This is a genomic window from Rhodoluna sp. KAS3, assembly GCF_026000575.1.
In the GTDB taxonomy this organism is placed as follows: domain Bacteria; phylum Actinomycetota; class Actinomycetes; order Actinomycetales; family Microbacteriaceae; genus Rhodoluna.
In genome coordinates this window covers 39,128-54,510 of record NZ_AP026910.1, presented here as the reverse complement: position 1 = coordinate 54,510, position 15,383 = coordinate 39,128, and the positions used below count along the sequence as shown (strand labels likewise).

Genomic DNA, 15,383 nt, shown 5'->3' with positions numbered 1-15,383 from the left:
CCCGACCGAAACCCAAGACTAAAACTAGGACTGCAACCAAACGGTGGTGTTGCCAGGAAGGCGGTTGCCTTCTAGCGGCCCACTGCTCAGCAAGACCTTGCCCTTTGGCAACTTGACCGAGCGGTTGCCAAAGTTGGTGACCGAACGCCAGCCGTTTGGACGAGTAAAGTCGAGCACGTTTGAGTTGAACCAGTGTTTGTTCCAGGTCAACTTTTCGGCACAGACTAGACCCTTACGAATCATCAGCGCGGTGCGGTAAAGCTCAAGGGTTGAGCCGGCAACGCCATCTTGCTTCTGAACGTTTACATCTTTGAACCACTCAGGCTGCGGCAGGTGAGAACCGCCAGGGCCAAACCCAAACGATGAACCGGTTGAGGTCCAAGGCATCGGGACACGGCAACCATCGCGGCTAATTGAACCCTCACTGCGGAACCACTGCGGGTCTTGCATCTGGTCCGAAGGAATGTTCAATGGCTCGTGCAGACCCAGCTCTTCACCCTGGTAGAGGTATGTCGAGCCCGGTAGCGCCAAAATCAGCATGGTGGCAGCGCGAGCACGAGCCAAACCTAGCGGCTTGTTGATCTTTGATTCGCGATCTGCTGAACGGAACCACTTAGGCAGGTTGCTCAGAGACTCGGCGTCTAGACCAAAACGCGTTGCGTGGCGAATAACGTCGTGGTTTGAGAAAACCCAGGTGTTCGAAGAACCAGTCTTTTCAGAGGCAGCCAAGTTGTAAGCAATAGTGTCGTGGAACTTCTTGGCATTCCAAGGCTCGAACGCTAGGTCAAAGCTAAACGACTGACCAAGGCCTTCTTCGCTGGCATAGCGTGCACGGCGGTTGGCGTGAACCCAGGCCTCAGCAACTGCAACGCGCGGTGGGTCGTACTCGTTGTAAACCTGGCGCCATGACTTGTAAATCTCGTGAACTTCATCGCGGTCAAAGAGGTCATCGGTGCCATCATTTTTCATGGCTGACAGGTCAAAGCTGGTGCGGGCAGGCAGGTGGCCGTCTTTGAGGTTTTTGACCAGTGCGTGAGCAACATCGATGCGGTAGCCGTCGACACCGCGGTCAGACCAGAAACGCATGGTCTTGATGAAGTCATCGCGGACCTCTTGGTTGTCCCAGTTGAGGTCAGGCTGCTCCTTGGCAAACAGGTGCATGTACCACTGGCCTGGAGTGCCATCTGGCTCGGTGATGCGAGTCCAACCGGTTGGGCCAAAGTGGCTGGCCAACTCTGACGGACGGATCTCTCCGTTGGCACCCTTGCCGTCGCGGAAGATGTAGCGGTCACGCTCTGGTGAACCCTTAGGCGCCTTGAGAGCAGCCTGGAACCATTCGTGCTGGTCTGATGAGTGGTTTGGCACTACGTCAACAAACACACGGATACCAACTGCGTGCAGAGCCTCAAGCATCTCGTCGAACTCTTCGAGAGTTCCGATGCGAGGGTCGATGTTGCGGTAGTCGGCAACGTCGTAACCACCGTCAGCAAGTTCTGAAGGGTAGAACGGGCTCAACCAAACAGCGTCGACACCGAGTTCTTTTAGATAAGGAACGCGGCTGGTTATGCCCTTTAGGTCACCAATGCCATCACCATTCTGGTCGGCGTAGCTTCTTGGATAGATCTGGTAAACGACAGCTTGACGCCACCAGTCTTTTGGTCCACGCAGGAAAGTGTGCTCAGCCATAGTTCTACCTCGGGTTCAAAAAAGAGCGTTGATAAAAGTACTTAATCTAACCATGCCTAGCGCTTACAGAAATGTAAGTTAACCAGAGCAGGTGGTGACCGCAGCGTTGGTGCCTCGGGCCCAATCAGGCAATACCTCAGCCGATGGGCTTGGGCTTGCTGAGCTTGAAGCACTTGGGCTTGGGCTGGCACTTGCCGATGATGACGGTGCCGGGCTAGCCACGACCGAGCCGCTACCGGTGTTGGAACCGCTTACAAGAAGTGGCTCATCGTTGGCGATTTTGCTGAACAAGACATTGGCCTGCTCGTAAATAGGAGCAACGCGACCTGAGTATGGCTTTGGCAGGCCACCGCGGCTAGGCACCTGCAAGAAGGTAATTTTGTCGAGCTCGACATCTTTGAGTGCACTAGCCAGAGCCACCATTACGTTGACGTCAGTCAGGCTCTCGCTCAACTGCATGTTTCTAGCCGCGGCACTTGCCAGCGAGTAAAGGTATACCGGGTTAGACAGAACGCCCTGGCTCTTTACCTTGCGAACCAGAGAGGTCAAGAAGCTCTGCTGGTTACTAATGCGGCTGAGGTCTGAGCCATCGCCAACACCGTGACGGGTGCGCAAGAACTGAAGGGCTGCCTTGCCTGAAAGCGTGTATTCGCCCGGCTGAAGGTAGGTCTGGGTGTACGGGTCACTGATTTCCTCGGCAACACAAACATCAACACCACCGATGGCGTTTGACATCTCGATTACACCCTTGAAGTCGATCATGGCCAGGTATGGAATGTCGACACCGGTTAGCTGCTCAACGGTCAACAGCGTGCAGCCTGGGCCGCCGTTAGCAATCGTGGCATTGATTTGGCCAAGGCTTTGAGCTAGGTAACCAGGGCCCGGCGGGTTTGAGGTGCTTGGGCAAGCAGGCCAAGGTACTAGCAGGTCGCGCGGAAAACTCAAGGCAACCGCATTTTTACGGTCAGCTGAAATGTGAAGCAAGATGATTACGTCTGCCAACACCGATGTGTCGTTACCGTAGCCGCCACCCTGGCCTTCGCGGGTGTCGCTTCCAACCAAAAGCATGTTGATTGGGCCATCGAGGTCAGCTTGGGTCAAGGCGGTGGCGCCGGCAATTTCAATGCCATTGTTCTTGATGGTGTTGCTGATCTCCCATACAGAGATGCCGACAATAGCAACGGCAACGCCGGTGAGCATGCCCACGGCTTTGAAGAACAAACCCCAGAATGCGCTGGCTTTTGATTGCACACGGATGCGCCCGTGGCGCGCGAAGAGTTCTGGCTTTTTCATGAACTTCTAGTTTAAGTTGACTGGCCCAAGATAGACAGGGCTCCAAGGAAATTAACAGGTAAAGAAAAACCCTCGAGAGACTCGAGGGTTTTACTGGAGGAAGCGGTGGGATTTGAACCCACGGTCGCTATTAACGACGACAGTTTTCAAGACTGTTCCGTTCGGCCGCTCCGGCACGCTTCCGTATGATCCACTTTACCTGAAAAACGCAGGGTTGTCTAAAGAAAGATTTTTAGGCCTCGCGGCTGAACAAGATTCCTTCGAATCCTGCGAGTACCTGAGCCACACCATTGTCTTCAACCGCAGCTGTAACCGCGGTGGCTCGAGCCTTTACGGCCTCTGGTGCCTGGCCCATGGCAAAAGCCAAACCGCCACCCTGGCGGGCCCATTCAAACATCTCAACGTCATTATGACCATCGCCAATGGTGATGACCTGAGCTGGGTTGATTCCAAGAGCAGCGCGCTGCACCTCAAGCGCCGAGGCCTTATTGACCCCGGCTGGGGCAATGTCTAGCCAAGCGCTGTATCCGATGGCATACGAAACCGACTGCAAGCCGACCTTCGAAATTAGCGCGGTGAACTCATCGACCTCATGGTTTGGTGACAAAACTACGATGCGACTTACCGGGTGAGCCATCAAGTCTTCGAGCGGAGTCTCGTGGTTTAGGTCACCAAGGGCATAGGCCGGAAATGGGCGGTGAAAACGGTAACTGCCATCGATGTCCTCAACGGCAAAATGAGCTTCGGGCAGGTGCTCGATCAGCTCGCGCAAAACCTCTGCCGGCTCAAAGGTAATGACCTCACGGGTAGTGAAGCCCCGTTCATGCGCAGGGTCAACTTCTACAGTCACCGCACCGTTTGAACAAATGCTGATTCCATGCTGAATGCCCACATCGCGAACCACCGGAATGGCATTGGCCGCACTTCGGCCAGTGGCAACAATTACCTCGTGACCCAGTTCGCGAACCCGCTGAACCTGCTCAACCACGACCGGCGACAAAAAGCCGTCGTCGTGCACAAGCGTGCCATCGATGTCAATGCCGATCAGCCAGCGATCGTTGCCGGTTGCTTTGGTCATTTAGGAGAGATAAATTCTTGGCCACCAAGGTAAGGGCGCAGTGCTGCTGGAATTCGAACCGAACCGTCAGCCTGCTGGTGGGTTTCGAGAATTGCAACCAACCAACGAGTGGTTGCCAAGGTTCCGTTCAAAGTGGCAGCCGTCTGGGTCTTGCCGTTTTCATCGCGGTAACGAACGTTGAGGCGGCGGGCCTGATAAGTCGTGCAGTTTGAGCTTGAAGTTAGCTCTCGGTAGGTCTGCTGGCTTGGCACCCAAGCCTCAGAGTCATACTTGCGGGCAGCAGATGAACCTAGGTCACCGGCTGCAGTGTCAATTACTCGGTACGACAACTCGCAGGCCTGCAACATTGCTTCTTCAAATGCCAGAAGCTTGAGGTGCTCCTGCTCGGCATCTTCAGGTTTGATGTAGCTGAACATTTCGAGCTTGTTGAACTGGTGAACGCGCAAAATTCCGCGGGTATCTCGGCCAGCAGAACCGGCTTCGCGACGGTAGCACGTGCTCCATCCGGCGTAACGCAGTGGGCCATTTGAAAGGTCGATGATTTCATCGCGGTGGTAACCAGCTAGGGCAACCTCTGAGGTGCCGGTCAGGTAAAGGTCATCTGCAGGAAGGTAATAAATCTCGTCTGCGTGCTCACCCAAGAAACCGGTGCCGGCCATTACCTCTGGGCGAACCAGCGTTGGGGTGATCAGTGCGGTGAAATCATTTTTGGCAGCTAGGTCCAGAGCCATGTTCATCATGGCAAGCTCTAGCCGGGCGCCCCAACCCTTCAGAAAGTAAAAACGTGAGCCCGCTACTTTGACACCGCGCTCAATGTCGATGATGTCCAGAAGCTCACCCAGCGCAACGTGGTCACGCGGTTCAAAATCAAAAGTTGCTTTGGTGCCGACCTCTTTAATTACGGTGAAGTTTTCTTCGCCGCCAGAAGGAATGCCCTCAATTACAACGTTCTCGATTTTCCAGATGATGGCATCGAGTGTGGCCTGGGCTGCGTTGGCAATCTCGTTGGCGGCCTTAACCTTTTCGGCCAAAACCTGACCGGCTGCGATGAGCGCAGGGCGGTCTTCTTTTGACGCTGAACCAACCAGTTTGGCAGCCGCATTTTGCTCGGCCCTCAGAGCTTCAAACTCCTGCAGTTGCTTGCGCCAATTTGCGTCAGCGGCAACGGCTTGATCAACAAGCGACTCATCGTTTCCGCGGGCACGCTGCGAGGCCTTAACGGCATCCGGGTTTTCTCTAAGCAGGTTTAGGTCAATCACCCTTCAAGGTTACCGCTTGCTTGCTGCTTGGGCTTGGTTAGGCTGATGACATGGCAGCAAAGAAAAACCGCGCGGCGGTGATCTACTACCCGGGGAAAATCAATCGACACAAACTTTCGGCTGCCGTGAATTTGACCCTGTTGCCACTTGGCTGGGAGCCTACGCTTTGGCTGCCAACCTCAGCCACCGAGCGCGGTGGACCCCAAGCTCTGCGAGCGATTGCGCAGAACGCGACCCACATTTTGGTTGGCGGAGGTGACGGCACGGTTCGCGAGGTGGTCGAGGCCATCACGCTGAACGGACTGAGCGACCGAGTGACGTTGGGTATTTTGCCTGCGGGCACGGGCAATGTTTTGGCCCGAAATCTGAGCATCGACCTCAGCGATTTGACCACGGCCGTGAGGCGCGGATTGGTCGGCAACCGGCACCCGATTGATCTGGGTTTGGCGCGAATTATTTTTGAGGATGGCGCCCGAGCCGAGAAGGTATTTTCGGTCATGGCTGGCGTTGGTCTGGATGCAAAAATCATGCAGAAAACCGACCCAAAACTTAAGCGTGCAATTGGCTGGGTGGCCTATGTTGAAGGCGGTTTGAGAGCTCTGCCAACATTGTTTGAGCGGATGCTCGTCTCGGTTGATAACCGTGAACCACGGCGCCTCAAAGTTGTATCGCTGATCATCGGAAACGCTGGGTGGTTGCCCGGACGAATTACCCTGATGCCCGATGCCAGCCTTGATGACGGGTTGCTGGATGTTGCAGCAGTTGGGCCGCGCCGGTTCTGGAACTGGATTGATTTTTGGGGTCGTGTTACGTGGATAAATTCACTGCGCGAAAACCGTCAACTTAGGCACCTGATTGATGCCACGGCCGACGTAAAAACTCTCGAGAATCTAAACGGCAAAAAGATAAGAGTCACGCCGGATAACCCAGTCTTCATTCAGCTGGATGGCGACCCAATGGGGGTTGTCCTAGAGGTAGAGTTTGAAGTTCAACCGCGCGCGGTGACTATCAGGCTTTAGGGTACGAGCCCAAGAACACAACGTTTGCGCTCAATTGGCTCAATCCGGCGAGCGCAGCCGCCATCTCTGGGTCATCGATGTGACCTTCAGCATCAAGGTTGAATCGGTAGCGGCCAAGACGGTCACCAACCGGGCGGCTTTCAATGCGGGTCAGGTTGATTCCGCGCGAGGCAAATTGCTGCAGCATCTCAAGCAGTGCACCCGGGTGGTCATCTGGCAATTCCACAATCACAGAGGTTTTGTCGTGCCCGGTGCGCGCCGGCGCTGCGTGCTCGTTGTCTTCGGTTGCCTCTAGGCCAATCTGCAAAAAACGGGTTTCGGCGTGCTTGTGAACACCGATGTCCTCGGCCAGGGTCTCGAGTTGGTAGTGACCGGTGATGCTTGGCGCGGCAATCGCGGCATCGGCCACGGCATTCTCATCTAGCAGCGCGGCGGCTGCGGCGGCGGTAGAGCTGGCCGGCACGTAGGTGTGGTGCGGAAGTTTTTCGAACAGCCATTTGCGCGCCTGAGCGTAGGCAACCGGGTGCGTCGAGACGGTCTTGATGTCGGCTAGCTCGACACCTGGCTTGGCTACCAAGTTGAATGTGACCGGCACTAAATACTCACCGTAAATGTGGATGTTGTCGGTGGCGGCCAAGGCATCGAGGGTTGCGGTTACGCCACCATCGGTGGAATTTTCAACTGGAATGATTGCGCGAAACGCCCGCCCTGAGATTACGTGGTCAATTGCCTCTTGCACGTGGGCGACTGGCAACCACTCTTCACCCTTAGCTTCAGGCACCTGTGCGAGGGCCATTTCGGTAAATGTGCCGATTGGACCTAGGTACGCGTAGGTGTGCGAATCAAAAGAGTTATTTGCCTGTGATGCCATGAGACTAGGTTAGCCACCAAAATAGTTTCATGAGCGAACGAGCAGGCCAGAAGGCACAGGCATCAGATCTAGTTGACATCAGCAAGTTGATTGATGCGTACTTTGAAATTCACCCCGATGTAACTACCGCTGAACAAAAGGTGACTTTCGGCACCTCCGGTCACCGCGGAACATCGCTAAACGGTTCGTTCAACGAAGACCACATTGCGGCCATCACACAGGCGATTGTCGAGTACCGTCGCGGGCAGAACATCCAGGGTCCGATCTATGTGGGTAAAGACACTCACGCGCTTTCGGGCCCGGCTGAAGTCACCGCACTCGAGGTGCTTGCCGGTAATGGTGTGCCGACTTTGATTGATGCTGAAGAGCGCTACGTGCCAACACCAGCGGTCTCGGTGGCCATCATCAATCACAACTTGGGCAAGGCACTCGATGATCCTTCACTTGCCGATGGACTGGTAATTACCCCTAGTCACAACCCGCCAACAGATGGTGGTTTCAAATACAACCCGCCTCACGGAGGCCCGGCTGACTCGGACGCTACCAACTGGATTGCTGCTCGCGCCAACGAAATTATCTTGGGTGGGCTTCGTGAGGTAAAGCGCGCCAAGCCGGCTGCAGAAGGCTTTAACTTCCGCGAGAACTACATCTCGCAACTCGGTCAGGTTTTGAACATGGATGCGATCCGTGACTCGCAGGTTTCGATTGGCGCCGACCCAATGGGTGGTGCGTCAGTGGATTACTGGGGCGCGATTGGTGAGCGCTACGGTTTGAACCTAACGGTGGTAAATCCAGCCGTTGATTTTCAGTTTGGTTTTATGAACTTGGACTGGGACGGCAAGATTCGTATGGACTGCAGCTCGCCGCACGCCATGGCCGGTTTGATTGAGGGCCGCACCAACTTCGATATTTCAACCGGAAACGATGCCGATGCAGACCGCCACGGAATCGTGACTCGCGATGCCGGCCTGATGAACCCAAACCACTTTTTGGCGGTTGGCATTGATTACCTTTACCGCAATCGTCCGGGCTGGTCGTCATCGGCCGCCGTGGGTAAGACCATGGTTTCGTCGTCGATCATCAACCGCGTTGTTGCCGACCTTGGTAGAAAGTTGATCGAAGTACCGGTGGGCTTTAAATGGTTCGTACCTGGTCTGATTGATGGATCAGTTGGTTTCGGTGGAGAGGAATCAGCAGGTGCTTCGTTCTTGCGCCTCGACGGAAAAGCTTGGTCAACCGATAAAGATGGTTTGATCTTGGCGCTGCTGGCCAGCGAAATTACCGCTGTAACCGGCAAGACGCCATCGCAGCGATACGCCGAATTGACCGACAAGTTTGGTGCGCCGGCCTATGAGCGCATCGATGCTCCGGCAACTCTTGAGCAGAAGGCCAAGTTGGGCAAATTGTCTGCCGAGGCCGTTACCGCAAGTGAATTGGCTGGCGAAAAAATCACTGCGATTTTGACCCACGCCCCCGGCAACGGTGCAGCTCTAGGTGGCTTGAAGGTTGAGACTGAGAATGCTTGGTTTGCGGCCCGTCCATCTGGAACCGAGAATGTGTACAAGATTTATGGTGAATCATTCAAGGGGGCCGAGCACCTCAAGCAGGTTCAGGTTGAGGCCAAAGCACTCGTTGATGGTGTTCTCGGGTAACTGTTTGGTCGACTGATAAATCCGGCCGAATTTTCGAATTTGGGCGGCCTATTACCTATCCAATCCATTCGCTGAACCTAGTCAGATTAGAAGATTCTGACTAGTTTTGGTGCCCTCAACCTGCCCAAAGTTGCCCAATTTTGCCTATGCAGAAATCTCACATCCGCCAGGTTTGCGGCCGGCCTTCGGCCCGCCTATGTGCGCCATGCGCCAGGTTTGGACCGGCCTTCGGCCATCCAATCTGAAACATCCCCCAGCTTTTTGACTATGCAAAATTGGTCGGAATTGAGCAGGTTGAAGGGGGCGAAGGTGCTCAATTTGGTCAAAAATGGTGGGGTTTACTGAACGCCAGCGGGGTCAGTACGCCTCTGGGCACAGGCCGAGGCCCAGGCCCAAGCCCAGGACCAAGCCCGAGCCCGAGCCAAACCCCAGAATCAGTAACTTGGCGCCGACGGCAACCCAAAGAACTGCTCAAGAGTCTTGATCTTGCGAGTCTTCATTTCAGTGGCCAACTCTTTGCCAACAAATCGCAAGTGCCAAGGCTCCCAGACGTAGCCGGTAACCTCAGTCAACTTCCACGGATATCGAACAATAAATCCGTACTTATGCCCATTGGCAGCAATCCACTTATACGCATCGGTTGAACCAAAAGCACCGATGCGGCATCCGAGTGAAGTAATCGAAACATCAGCGGCCAAGCCGGTCTGGTGTTCACTGTGCCCAGGCCGAGCGGCCAGATTTTCGCCGGCAACTTTGCCCAGCGCTGCCACTCTGGCCGAGTGAATGCTGGTTTGTGAACCATAACTGCGGTACCCGCTATTTAGGCAAAGAGTGCCCAATCCTTGCCGCTGGATTTCTGCCTTGAGTGCCCAGAATGCAGTAGCTGCGGCCGGCGCAAGATTGATCTTGGTGTGAAGCACAGGTGCATAGGCCACCGGATTCAATCGGCGCTTCTTGTTGACCACAACCCAAAGCGACTGGGCCTTTGCTGTTGGATGCAACCGCATGTTGAAAAGCGGGCTAGTAGAAGTCGTTGGGCTCGGGGAAGTCGTAGGTGTTGGAGAAACCGAGGGACTAGGCGAAACCGATGGGGTTGGTGAAGCCGAAGGACTGGCTGAATCGGTTGGAGATGCCGAACTCGATGACTCGGGCGCAGGTGTTTCAGCAGCACTTCCGGCAAATTGGAATAGCACTGTGCTGAAAATGATTGGAAGGCTTAGAAAAAGTTTCCAAAAACCAGGCTTAGGCTTAAACACAGTCCCAAGCCTACTTTTCTTTAGAAAGAGATGCCCCTTAATGGCACGTGCCGAGCGAAAAGCCGCCGCAGCAGAATCTGCAAAAACCGGAGTCATGACCCACCGACAGATCATGTTGGTCCTGGCCGGCTTGATGTCAGGTATGTTCCTTTCGGCACTCGACCAGAGCGTTGTCGGCAGCGCAATGCGAACCATCGCAGACGACCTTAAGGGCCTTGAACTTCAGGCCTGGGCAACCACTGCCTACCTCATCACATCAACAATCACCACACCGATCTACGGCAAACTTGGTGACATTTTCGGTCGCCGCCGCCTATTCATCGCAGCCATCACAATCTTTGTGGTCGGCTCGGTTGCAGCCGCATTCTCAGCATCGATGTTTGAACTTGCAGCTTGGCGAGCACTACAGGGTGTCGGCGCCGGAGGCCTTTTCACCCTGTCGCTGACCATCCTCGCCGACATCGTTCCGCCACGCGAACGCGCCCGCTACCAAGGTGCATTCATGGCAGTGTTCGGCACCTCATCGGTGCTCGGCCCACTAATCGGTGGGTTGTTTGCCGACATGAATCAGTTCATCTTTATTGATGGTTGGCGCTGGATCTTCTTGATCAACTTGCCAATTGGTGTCGTAGCCATGGTCATGGTCGTGTCATTTCTGCACGTTCCTCACACCGCTCGCAAATCGCGCATCGACTGGTGGGGTGCAGCAACAATCATCATGGCTGTGGTTCCACTTCTTCTCGTTGCCGAACAGGGCCGCGAGTGGGGTTGGGCCAGCAGCCTATCGATCAGCATGTATGCCACCGGTGTAGTCGGCATCATCGCGTTCATTCTCGTTGAGCGCAAAATGGGCACCGATGCCCTACTGCCACTGAGCCTATTCAAGTCATCAACCTTCAGCATGAGCACCATCATCGGTGTGATTGTTGGTGTTGGAATGTTCGGTGGAATGATGACCATTCCCCTTCTCCTTCAGATTGCCAAGGGTGCTTCGCCGACCGAAGCGGGTCTGCTGATGATTCCAATGACCATTGGAATGATGACCGCCTCGATGGGCTCTGGAATCATCACCGGAAAAACCGGCAAGTACAAGGGATTCTTGATTGGCGGAACCGGCCTGATGGCTGCGTCATACGTTTATTTCTCGATGATGACCCTAGAGTGGGAAATCTGGCAGATTTCAATCGGCATGGTGTTCTTAGGTCTAGGACTCGGTCAACTCATGCAGACCCTCACCATCGCCGCACAAAACTCAGTTGGTCCTCGTGACATCGGAGTAGCAACCTCGTCGGCCACCTTCTTTAGACAGATGGGTGGAACCCTAGGAGTTGCCGTGTTTATCTCACTACTCTTTGCAGCCTTAAGCGAAAAAGCCACCTGGATTGCCGAGCAAATTGCTGCAGCACTAAAAGCAAACCCAGCACTGCTGAGCCTGCCGGAGAATCAGATTTTGACTGAAGCCGGTCCGGGCGGACTAGGCGAATTGGTGAACACAGACTCATCATTCTTGAACACAATCTCGCCAGAGATCGCTCACCCAATTCAGCAGGCGTTCATTGAATCGTCAACCGTGGTCTTCAGTTCTGCAGCTGCGATTATTGCGGTGGCCTTTGTTTTGACCTTGTTTGTAAAAGAGATTGCACTGCGCGATAAAGCTGGTTTTGCTGCCGCCGCCGATGATGAAGCGGCCGAGGCAAAACTCTCAAGCATGCACTAACTTAGAACTACACGGGAGTTCGGTAACACCGGACTGAGAGGAAGACTCCGTAGTCTTCGACCGTCGAACCTGATCTGGGTAATGCCAGCGCAGGGAGGACCTCTAACCCGTGCCCTATCTATTTCAGGAGGGCACGAAAGTGCAAATCAAACACATCATCACCATTACCGTTGCCGGGCTTATCGCAGCAACCTCAATAACCGGATGCTCAGCCGCAACCGGACCAACCTCAACCAATGAACTGACCATCGTGACCCACGACTCAGCGGTCTTTACCGAAGAGCTTTTGGCAGAGTTCAAGGCTGAAACCGGCATTACCGTGACCCAAGTAAAAGCGGGCGATGCCGGCGAGATGACCAACAAACTGGTTTTGACCAAAGATGCCCCGATTGGCGACCTGGTCTACGGAATTGACAACACCTTTGCGCCAGCAGCTATCGAAGCTGAAATTTTTGACACCACCGGTGACTACGCCGATAACCCGTTGCGTGAAATTGACTACGCCGACGTTTGCTTGAACTACGACAAAGCTTGGTTTGCTGACCAGGGCCTAACGCCTCCGACCAAACTTGCCGACCTAACCAAGCCTGAATATAAGGGCCTAACCGTACTCACCAACCCAAGTACTTCGTCACCAGGTTTGGCATTCCTAACCGCCACGGTGGCAACTTTTGGTGAGGCAGGCTGGCAGCAATACTGGTCTGACCTGCAGTCAAACAAAGTCAAAATTGCATCGGGCTGGGAAGACGCTTACTTCACTGACTTCTCAGGCTCAAGCGGCCAGGGCGCCTACCCAATTGTCTTGAGCTACTCATCATCACCAGCTTTCGAAGTACGCGACAACGGCCAGAGCCAGACCGCCTCAATCATGGATGGCTGCTTTAGACAGTGGGAGTATGCGGCCGTTCTAAAGGGTTCAAAGAACGTAGTCGGCGCACAGAAATTTATCGATTTCATGCTTGGTCAGTCTTTCCAAACTGCACTGCCTGACAGCATGTATGTCTATCCGGTGACTGAGGGTATTGCCCTGCCAGAAGCTTGGGCACAGTTTGCTCCGGCCGCAACCAACACCGTTGGCGGAGACCTAAACATCGCAGCCAACCGAGTCACTTGGCTCGAAAAATGGTCAGCTATTTTCGGTAACAACTAACCGTAGATTGATTGCATGATCAAAAGGTCAGCACTGTGGGCAGCGCCCCTACTCTTTGTGGGGGTGCTGTTCTACTGGCCGCTGACCAACATTTTGCAAACCGGATTCACCAGCGAGTGGATTGAAACTTTTTCTGAACCCAGCAGCCTGCGGGCCATTTGGTTCACGGTTTGGCAGGCGCTAGTTTCAACACTGCTTTGCCTGGTCCTTGGAATTCCAGGCGCCTACCTGCTGTATCGAAAGTCATTTCCGGGTCACAAAATAATCCGTGCCCTAGTGACAGTGCCCCTGGTGCTGCCGACCATTGTGGTTGCTATTGCATTCACCAGCTTCAGAGACCTACCGGCAATTTGGCTGATCATTTTGGCCCACATATTCATCAACTACTCGATCACGGTCAGAACTCTCGGTGGCGTTTGGGCAACTATGGATGTCGAGACCGAGGAGGCAGCGGCAATCGCGGGTGCCGGCCGCCTGCGCACACTGTGGTCAATCTCACTTCCACAACTTAAACCGGCCCTTGTCTCGGCAGGTGCTCTGACATTTTTGTTCTGTGCTTCAAGCTACGGAATTGTTTTGGTGCTCGGCGGCGGCCTGGTTCAGTCGATTGAAACTGAAATTAGCGTTGCCGCACTTCAGTACCTTGACCTTCCAAAGGCATCCGCTCTGGCCATATTTCAAACCCTGCTAACTGCGATGGCCTTCATCGTCAGCGACCGAATCACAAAGGGAACAGTCGGCATTGAGCAGGTGGACGAAGGCGGAAACAAGCCGAGAGTAGACAAGCGTGATTGGTTGGCCGTGGTTGTGACCGGCGCAATTATCGTGGGATTGATTGGCTGGCCGATTGCTCAGGTGATTGCCAAATCGTTCAGCTTTGACGGCGTTTTGAGTATGCAAAATTTTGAGAATTTGAGTACCCGCGGTGAGCGCGATCTGCTCAACATCACTGTGCTGGACGCAGCAGTCAACAGCCTGCGAAATGCCGCAATTGCAACAGTTATTTCGGTTGCTCTGGGCACTCTGGTTACCTACCTGCTGTCTAGACCAGCCGTCACAAAAATTGCCAAACTCTCAAACCGCACGCTCGATGCCCTGTTCCTGCTTCCGATGGGAGTCTCGTCGGTGGTGCTCGGGTTTGGTTATCTGGTTACCTTTGGCGGCGGACCCCTGCCGCTTCGTTCCAGCTGGCTGGTTGTACCACTGGTTCAAGCACTAATGGCTCTACCCTTGGTGATTCGCCTGGTTTACCCAGCGCTGCTTTCAATCGGATCGGAGCATCGCGAAGCGGCCGAAACCGAGGGCGCCTCGGCCGGGCAAATCTGGTGGCAAATTGAAGCACCGATGATTCGCGGGGTTTTGGCAACGGCAACCGGATACGCGGCTGTGGTTTCTATCGGTGAATTTGGCGCTGCATCACTGCTGGCATATGGAAACCAGGCAACCCTGCCGACAATTCTCTACTCACTAATTTCGCGCCCAGGTGCTGTGAATTACGGAATGGCTATGGCGGTCTGTGCCATTTTGATTGCGCTTACTTTGCTGCTGGTTTTTTTGGTGAGCGTGCGCGGATCAAATCAAACTCAACGCCAGCCTTAGCCATTCGCTGAGTTATGACCTCAATACTCTCGGGGTTTTGATCAACCAAAATAAAGTTTCGGTCTAGCGATGCTGCGGCGGCACCGGTGGTTCCCGAGCCAGCAAAAAAGTCCAGAACAACATCGCCCGGTTTTGACGATGCCTGAATTACGCGACGCAAGATACCCAATGGCTTTTGCGTTGGGTAACCAGTCTTTTCTTTACCGGTCGGCGACACAATGGTGTGCCACCAGACATCGGTGGGCAGTTTGCCAAGTTCAGCCTTTTCGGGGGTGACTAGCCCGGGTGCCATGTATGGCTCGCGGTCAACCTCAGCTGAATTAAAAAAGTACTGGGCTGGGTCTTTGACATAAACCAAGATGGTGTCGTGCTTGGCAGGCCAACGCTTGGTTGACTTTGCGCCATAGTCGTAGGCCCAGATGATCTCGTTCAGAAATGACTCTCTGCCAAACAGGGCATCGAGCAAAACTTTGGCGTAGTGCGACTCTCGGTAATCCAAGTGCAAATAGAGAGTGCCGGTCTCATTCAGCAGGCGCCAAGCCTCTTCTAATCGGGGTTCAAGAAAGCCCCAGTAATCGGCAAATTCATCGTCATAAGACAGCACGGTTGACCGAACAATTTCGTAGCGCTGACCCTTGAAACCAACTCGACTGCCGGTCTCACTTCGGCGGGTGGAGTTGCCGCCGCGGGATTGAGTGCGGCCGGTGTTGAAAGGCGGATCGATGTAAATAAGCTGTACCGATTCGTCGGGCATAGACTTCAGCACAGAGAGGTTATCTCCGAAGAAGAGCTTGTTTTTATTT

At 54.3% G+C, this 15,383-nt stretch carries 12 protein-coding genes, 1 tRNA gene and 1 riboswitch; of the genes, 5 read left to right on the top strand and 8 right to left on the bottom strand.

Features of this window, described 5'->3' with window-relative positions:
• Positions 1 to 24: 24 nt before the first annotated feature.
• From OO731_RS00265 to serS, 5 genes are all read right to left on the bottom strand, one after another.
• Positions 25 to 1,686, bottom strand: a complete 1,662-nt coding sequence (locus tag OO731_RS00265) for a glycoside hydrolase family 13 protein (protein ID WP_264890202.1) — start codon at positions 1,684 to 1,686, stop codon at positions 25 to 27.
• Between the two features lie 78 nt (positions 1,687 to 1,764).
• The gene (locus tag OO731_RS00260) at positions 1,765 to 2,979 is read right to left on the bottom strand and encodes an LCP family protein (protein WP_264890201.1); all 1,215 of its coding nucleotides are present in this window, start codon (positions 2,977 to 2,979) and stop codon (positions 1,765 to 1,767) included.
• 94 nt (positions 2,980 to 3,073) lie between these two features.
• Positions 3,074 to 3,162 (bottom strand) — tRNA-Ser (locus OO731_RS00255).
• 49 nt (positions 3,163 to 3,211) lie between these two features.
• On the bottom strand, positions 3,212 to 4,057 hold the full coding sequence (locus tag OO731_RS00250; RefSeq protein ID WP_264890200.1) for an HAD family hydrolase: 846 nt from the start codon (positions 4,055 to 4,057) through the stop codon (positions 3,212 to 3,214).
• On the bottom strand, positions 4,054 to 5,316 hold the full coding sequence (gene serS / locus OO731_RS00245) for a serine--tRNA ligase (protein WP_264890199.1): 1,263 nt from the start codon (positions 5,314 to 5,316) through the stop codon (positions 4,054 to 4,056). Before serS ends, OO731_RS00250 begins: the two co-directional genes overlap by 4 nt.
• 50 nt (positions 5,317 to 5,366) lie before the next feature.
• Here serS and OO731_RS00240 point away from each other — a divergent pair, with 50 nt between their 5' ends.
• On the top strand, positions 5,367 to 6,335 hold the full coding sequence (locus OO731_RS00240) for a diacylglycerol kinase family protein (RefSeq protein ID WP_264890198.1): 969 nt from the start codon (positions 5,367 to 5,369) through the stop codon (positions 6,333 to 6,335).
• Here OO731_RS00240 and pheA read toward each other — a convergent pair.
• Entirely contained in the window at positions 6,325 to 7,206 is an 882-nt protein-coding gene (gene pheA, locus OO731_RS00235; RefSeq protein WP_264890197.1) for a prephenate dehydratase, read from the bottom strand. The genes OO731_RS00240 and pheA overlap by 11 nt on opposite strands.
• A 29-nt stretch (positions 7,207 to 7,235) precedes the next feature.
• Here pheA and pgm point away from each other — a divergent pair, with 29 nt between their 5' ends.
• Positions 7,236 to 8,858, top strand: a complete 1,623-nt coding sequence (gene pgm, locus OO731_RS00230; protein WP_264890196.1) for a phosphoglucomutase (alpha-D-glucose-1,6-bisphosphate-dependent) — start codon at positions 7,236 to 7,238, stop codon at positions 8,856 to 8,858.
• Positions 8,859 to 9,292: 434 nt separating this feature from the next.
• Here pgm and OO731_RS00225 read toward each other — a convergent pair whose 3' ends face one another.
• The gene (locus tag OO731_RS00225) at positions 9,293 to 9,865 is read right to left on the bottom strand and encodes a M15 family metallopeptidase (RefSeq protein ID WP_264890195.1); all 573 of its coding nucleotides are present in this window, start codon (positions 9,863 to 9,865) and stop codon (positions 9,293 to 9,295) included.
• A gap of 289 nt (positions 9,866 to 10,154) precedes the next feature.
• Here OO731_RS00225 and OO731_RS00220 point away from each other — a divergent pair, with 289 nt between their 5' ends.
• The 3 genes from OO731_RS00220 to OO731_RS00210 all read left to right on the top strand — a co-directional run bounded on the left by OO731_RS00220 (position 10,155) and on the right by OO731_RS00210 (position 14,580).
• Entirely contained in the window at positions 10,155 to 11,831 is a 1,677-nt protein-coding gene (locus tag OO731_RS00220; RefSeq protein WP_264890194.1) for an MDR family MFS transporter, read from the top strand.
• A gap of 1 nt (position 11,832) precedes the next feature.
• A riboswitch (TPP riboswitch) is annotated at positions 11,833 to 11,944 on the top strand.
• 26 nt (positions 11,945 to 11,970) lie between these two features.
• Positions 11,971 to 12,981, top strand: coding sequence for a thiamine ABC transporter substrate-binding protein (locus OO731_RS00215; protein ID WP_264890193.1), 1,011 nt, complete (start codon positions 11,971 to 11,973; stop codon positions 12,979 to 12,981).
• 15 nt (positions 12,982 to 12,996) lie between these two features.
• On the top strand, positions 12,997 to 14,580 hold the full coding sequence (locus tag OO731_RS00210; protein WP_264890192.1) for an iron ABC transporter permease: 1,584 nt from the start codon (positions 12,997 to 12,999) through the stop codon (positions 14,578 to 14,580).
• Here OO731_RS00210 and OO731_RS00205 read toward each other — a convergent pair.
• A complete protein-coding gene (locus tag OO731_RS00205; protein WP_138315970.1) occupies positions 14,516 to 15,334 on the bottom strand; it encodes a site-specific DNA-methyltransferase in 819 nt (272 codons plus the stop codon). The genes OO731_RS00210 and OO731_RS00205 overlap by 65 nt on opposite strands.
• Positions 15,335 to 15,383: the final 49 nt, after the last annotated feature.

Bases quoted from the DNA above. Each gene is read 5' to 3' on its own strand.
- OO731_RS00260 (WP_264890201.1), bottom strand. From the start codon at position 2,979: ATGAAAAAGCCAGAACTCTTCGCGCGCCACGGGCGCATCCGTGTGCAA.
- OO731_RS00210 (WP_264890192.1), top strand. From the start codon at position 12,997: ATGATCAAAAGGTCAGCACTGTGGGCAGCGCCCCTACTCTTTGTGGGG.
- OO731_RS00240 (WP_264890198.1), top strand. From the start codon at position 5,367: ATGGCAGCAAAGAAAAACCGCGCGGCGGTGATCTACTACCCGGGGAAA.
- pgm (WP_264890196.1), top strand. From the start codon at position 7,236: ATGAGCGAACGAGCAGGCCAGAAGGCACAGGCATCAGATCTAGTTGAC.
- pheA (WP_264890197.1), bottom strand. From the start codon at position 7,206: ATGGCATCACAGGCAAATAACTCTTTTGATTCGCACACCTACGCGTAC.
- OO731_RS00250 (WP_264890200.1), bottom strand. From the start codon at position 4,057: ATGACCAAAGCAACCGGCAACGATCGCTGGCTGATCGGCATTGACATC.
- OO731_RS00265 (WP_264890202.1), bottom strand. From the start codon at position 1,686: ATGGCTGAGCACACTTTCCTGCGTGGACCAAAAGACTGGTGGCGTCAA.
- OO731_RS00220 (WP_264890194.1), top strand. From the start codon at position 10,155: ATGGCACGTGCCGAGCGAAAAGCCGCCGCAGCAGAATCTGCAAAAACC.
- OO731_RS00205 (WP_138315970.1), bottom strand. From the start codon at position 15,334: ATGCCCGACGAATCGGTACAGCTTATTTACATCGATCCGCCTTTCAAC.
- OO731_RS00225 (WP_264890195.1), bottom strand. From the start codon at position 9,865: ATGCGGTTGCATCCAACAGCAAAGGCCCAGTCGCTTTGGGTTGTGGTC.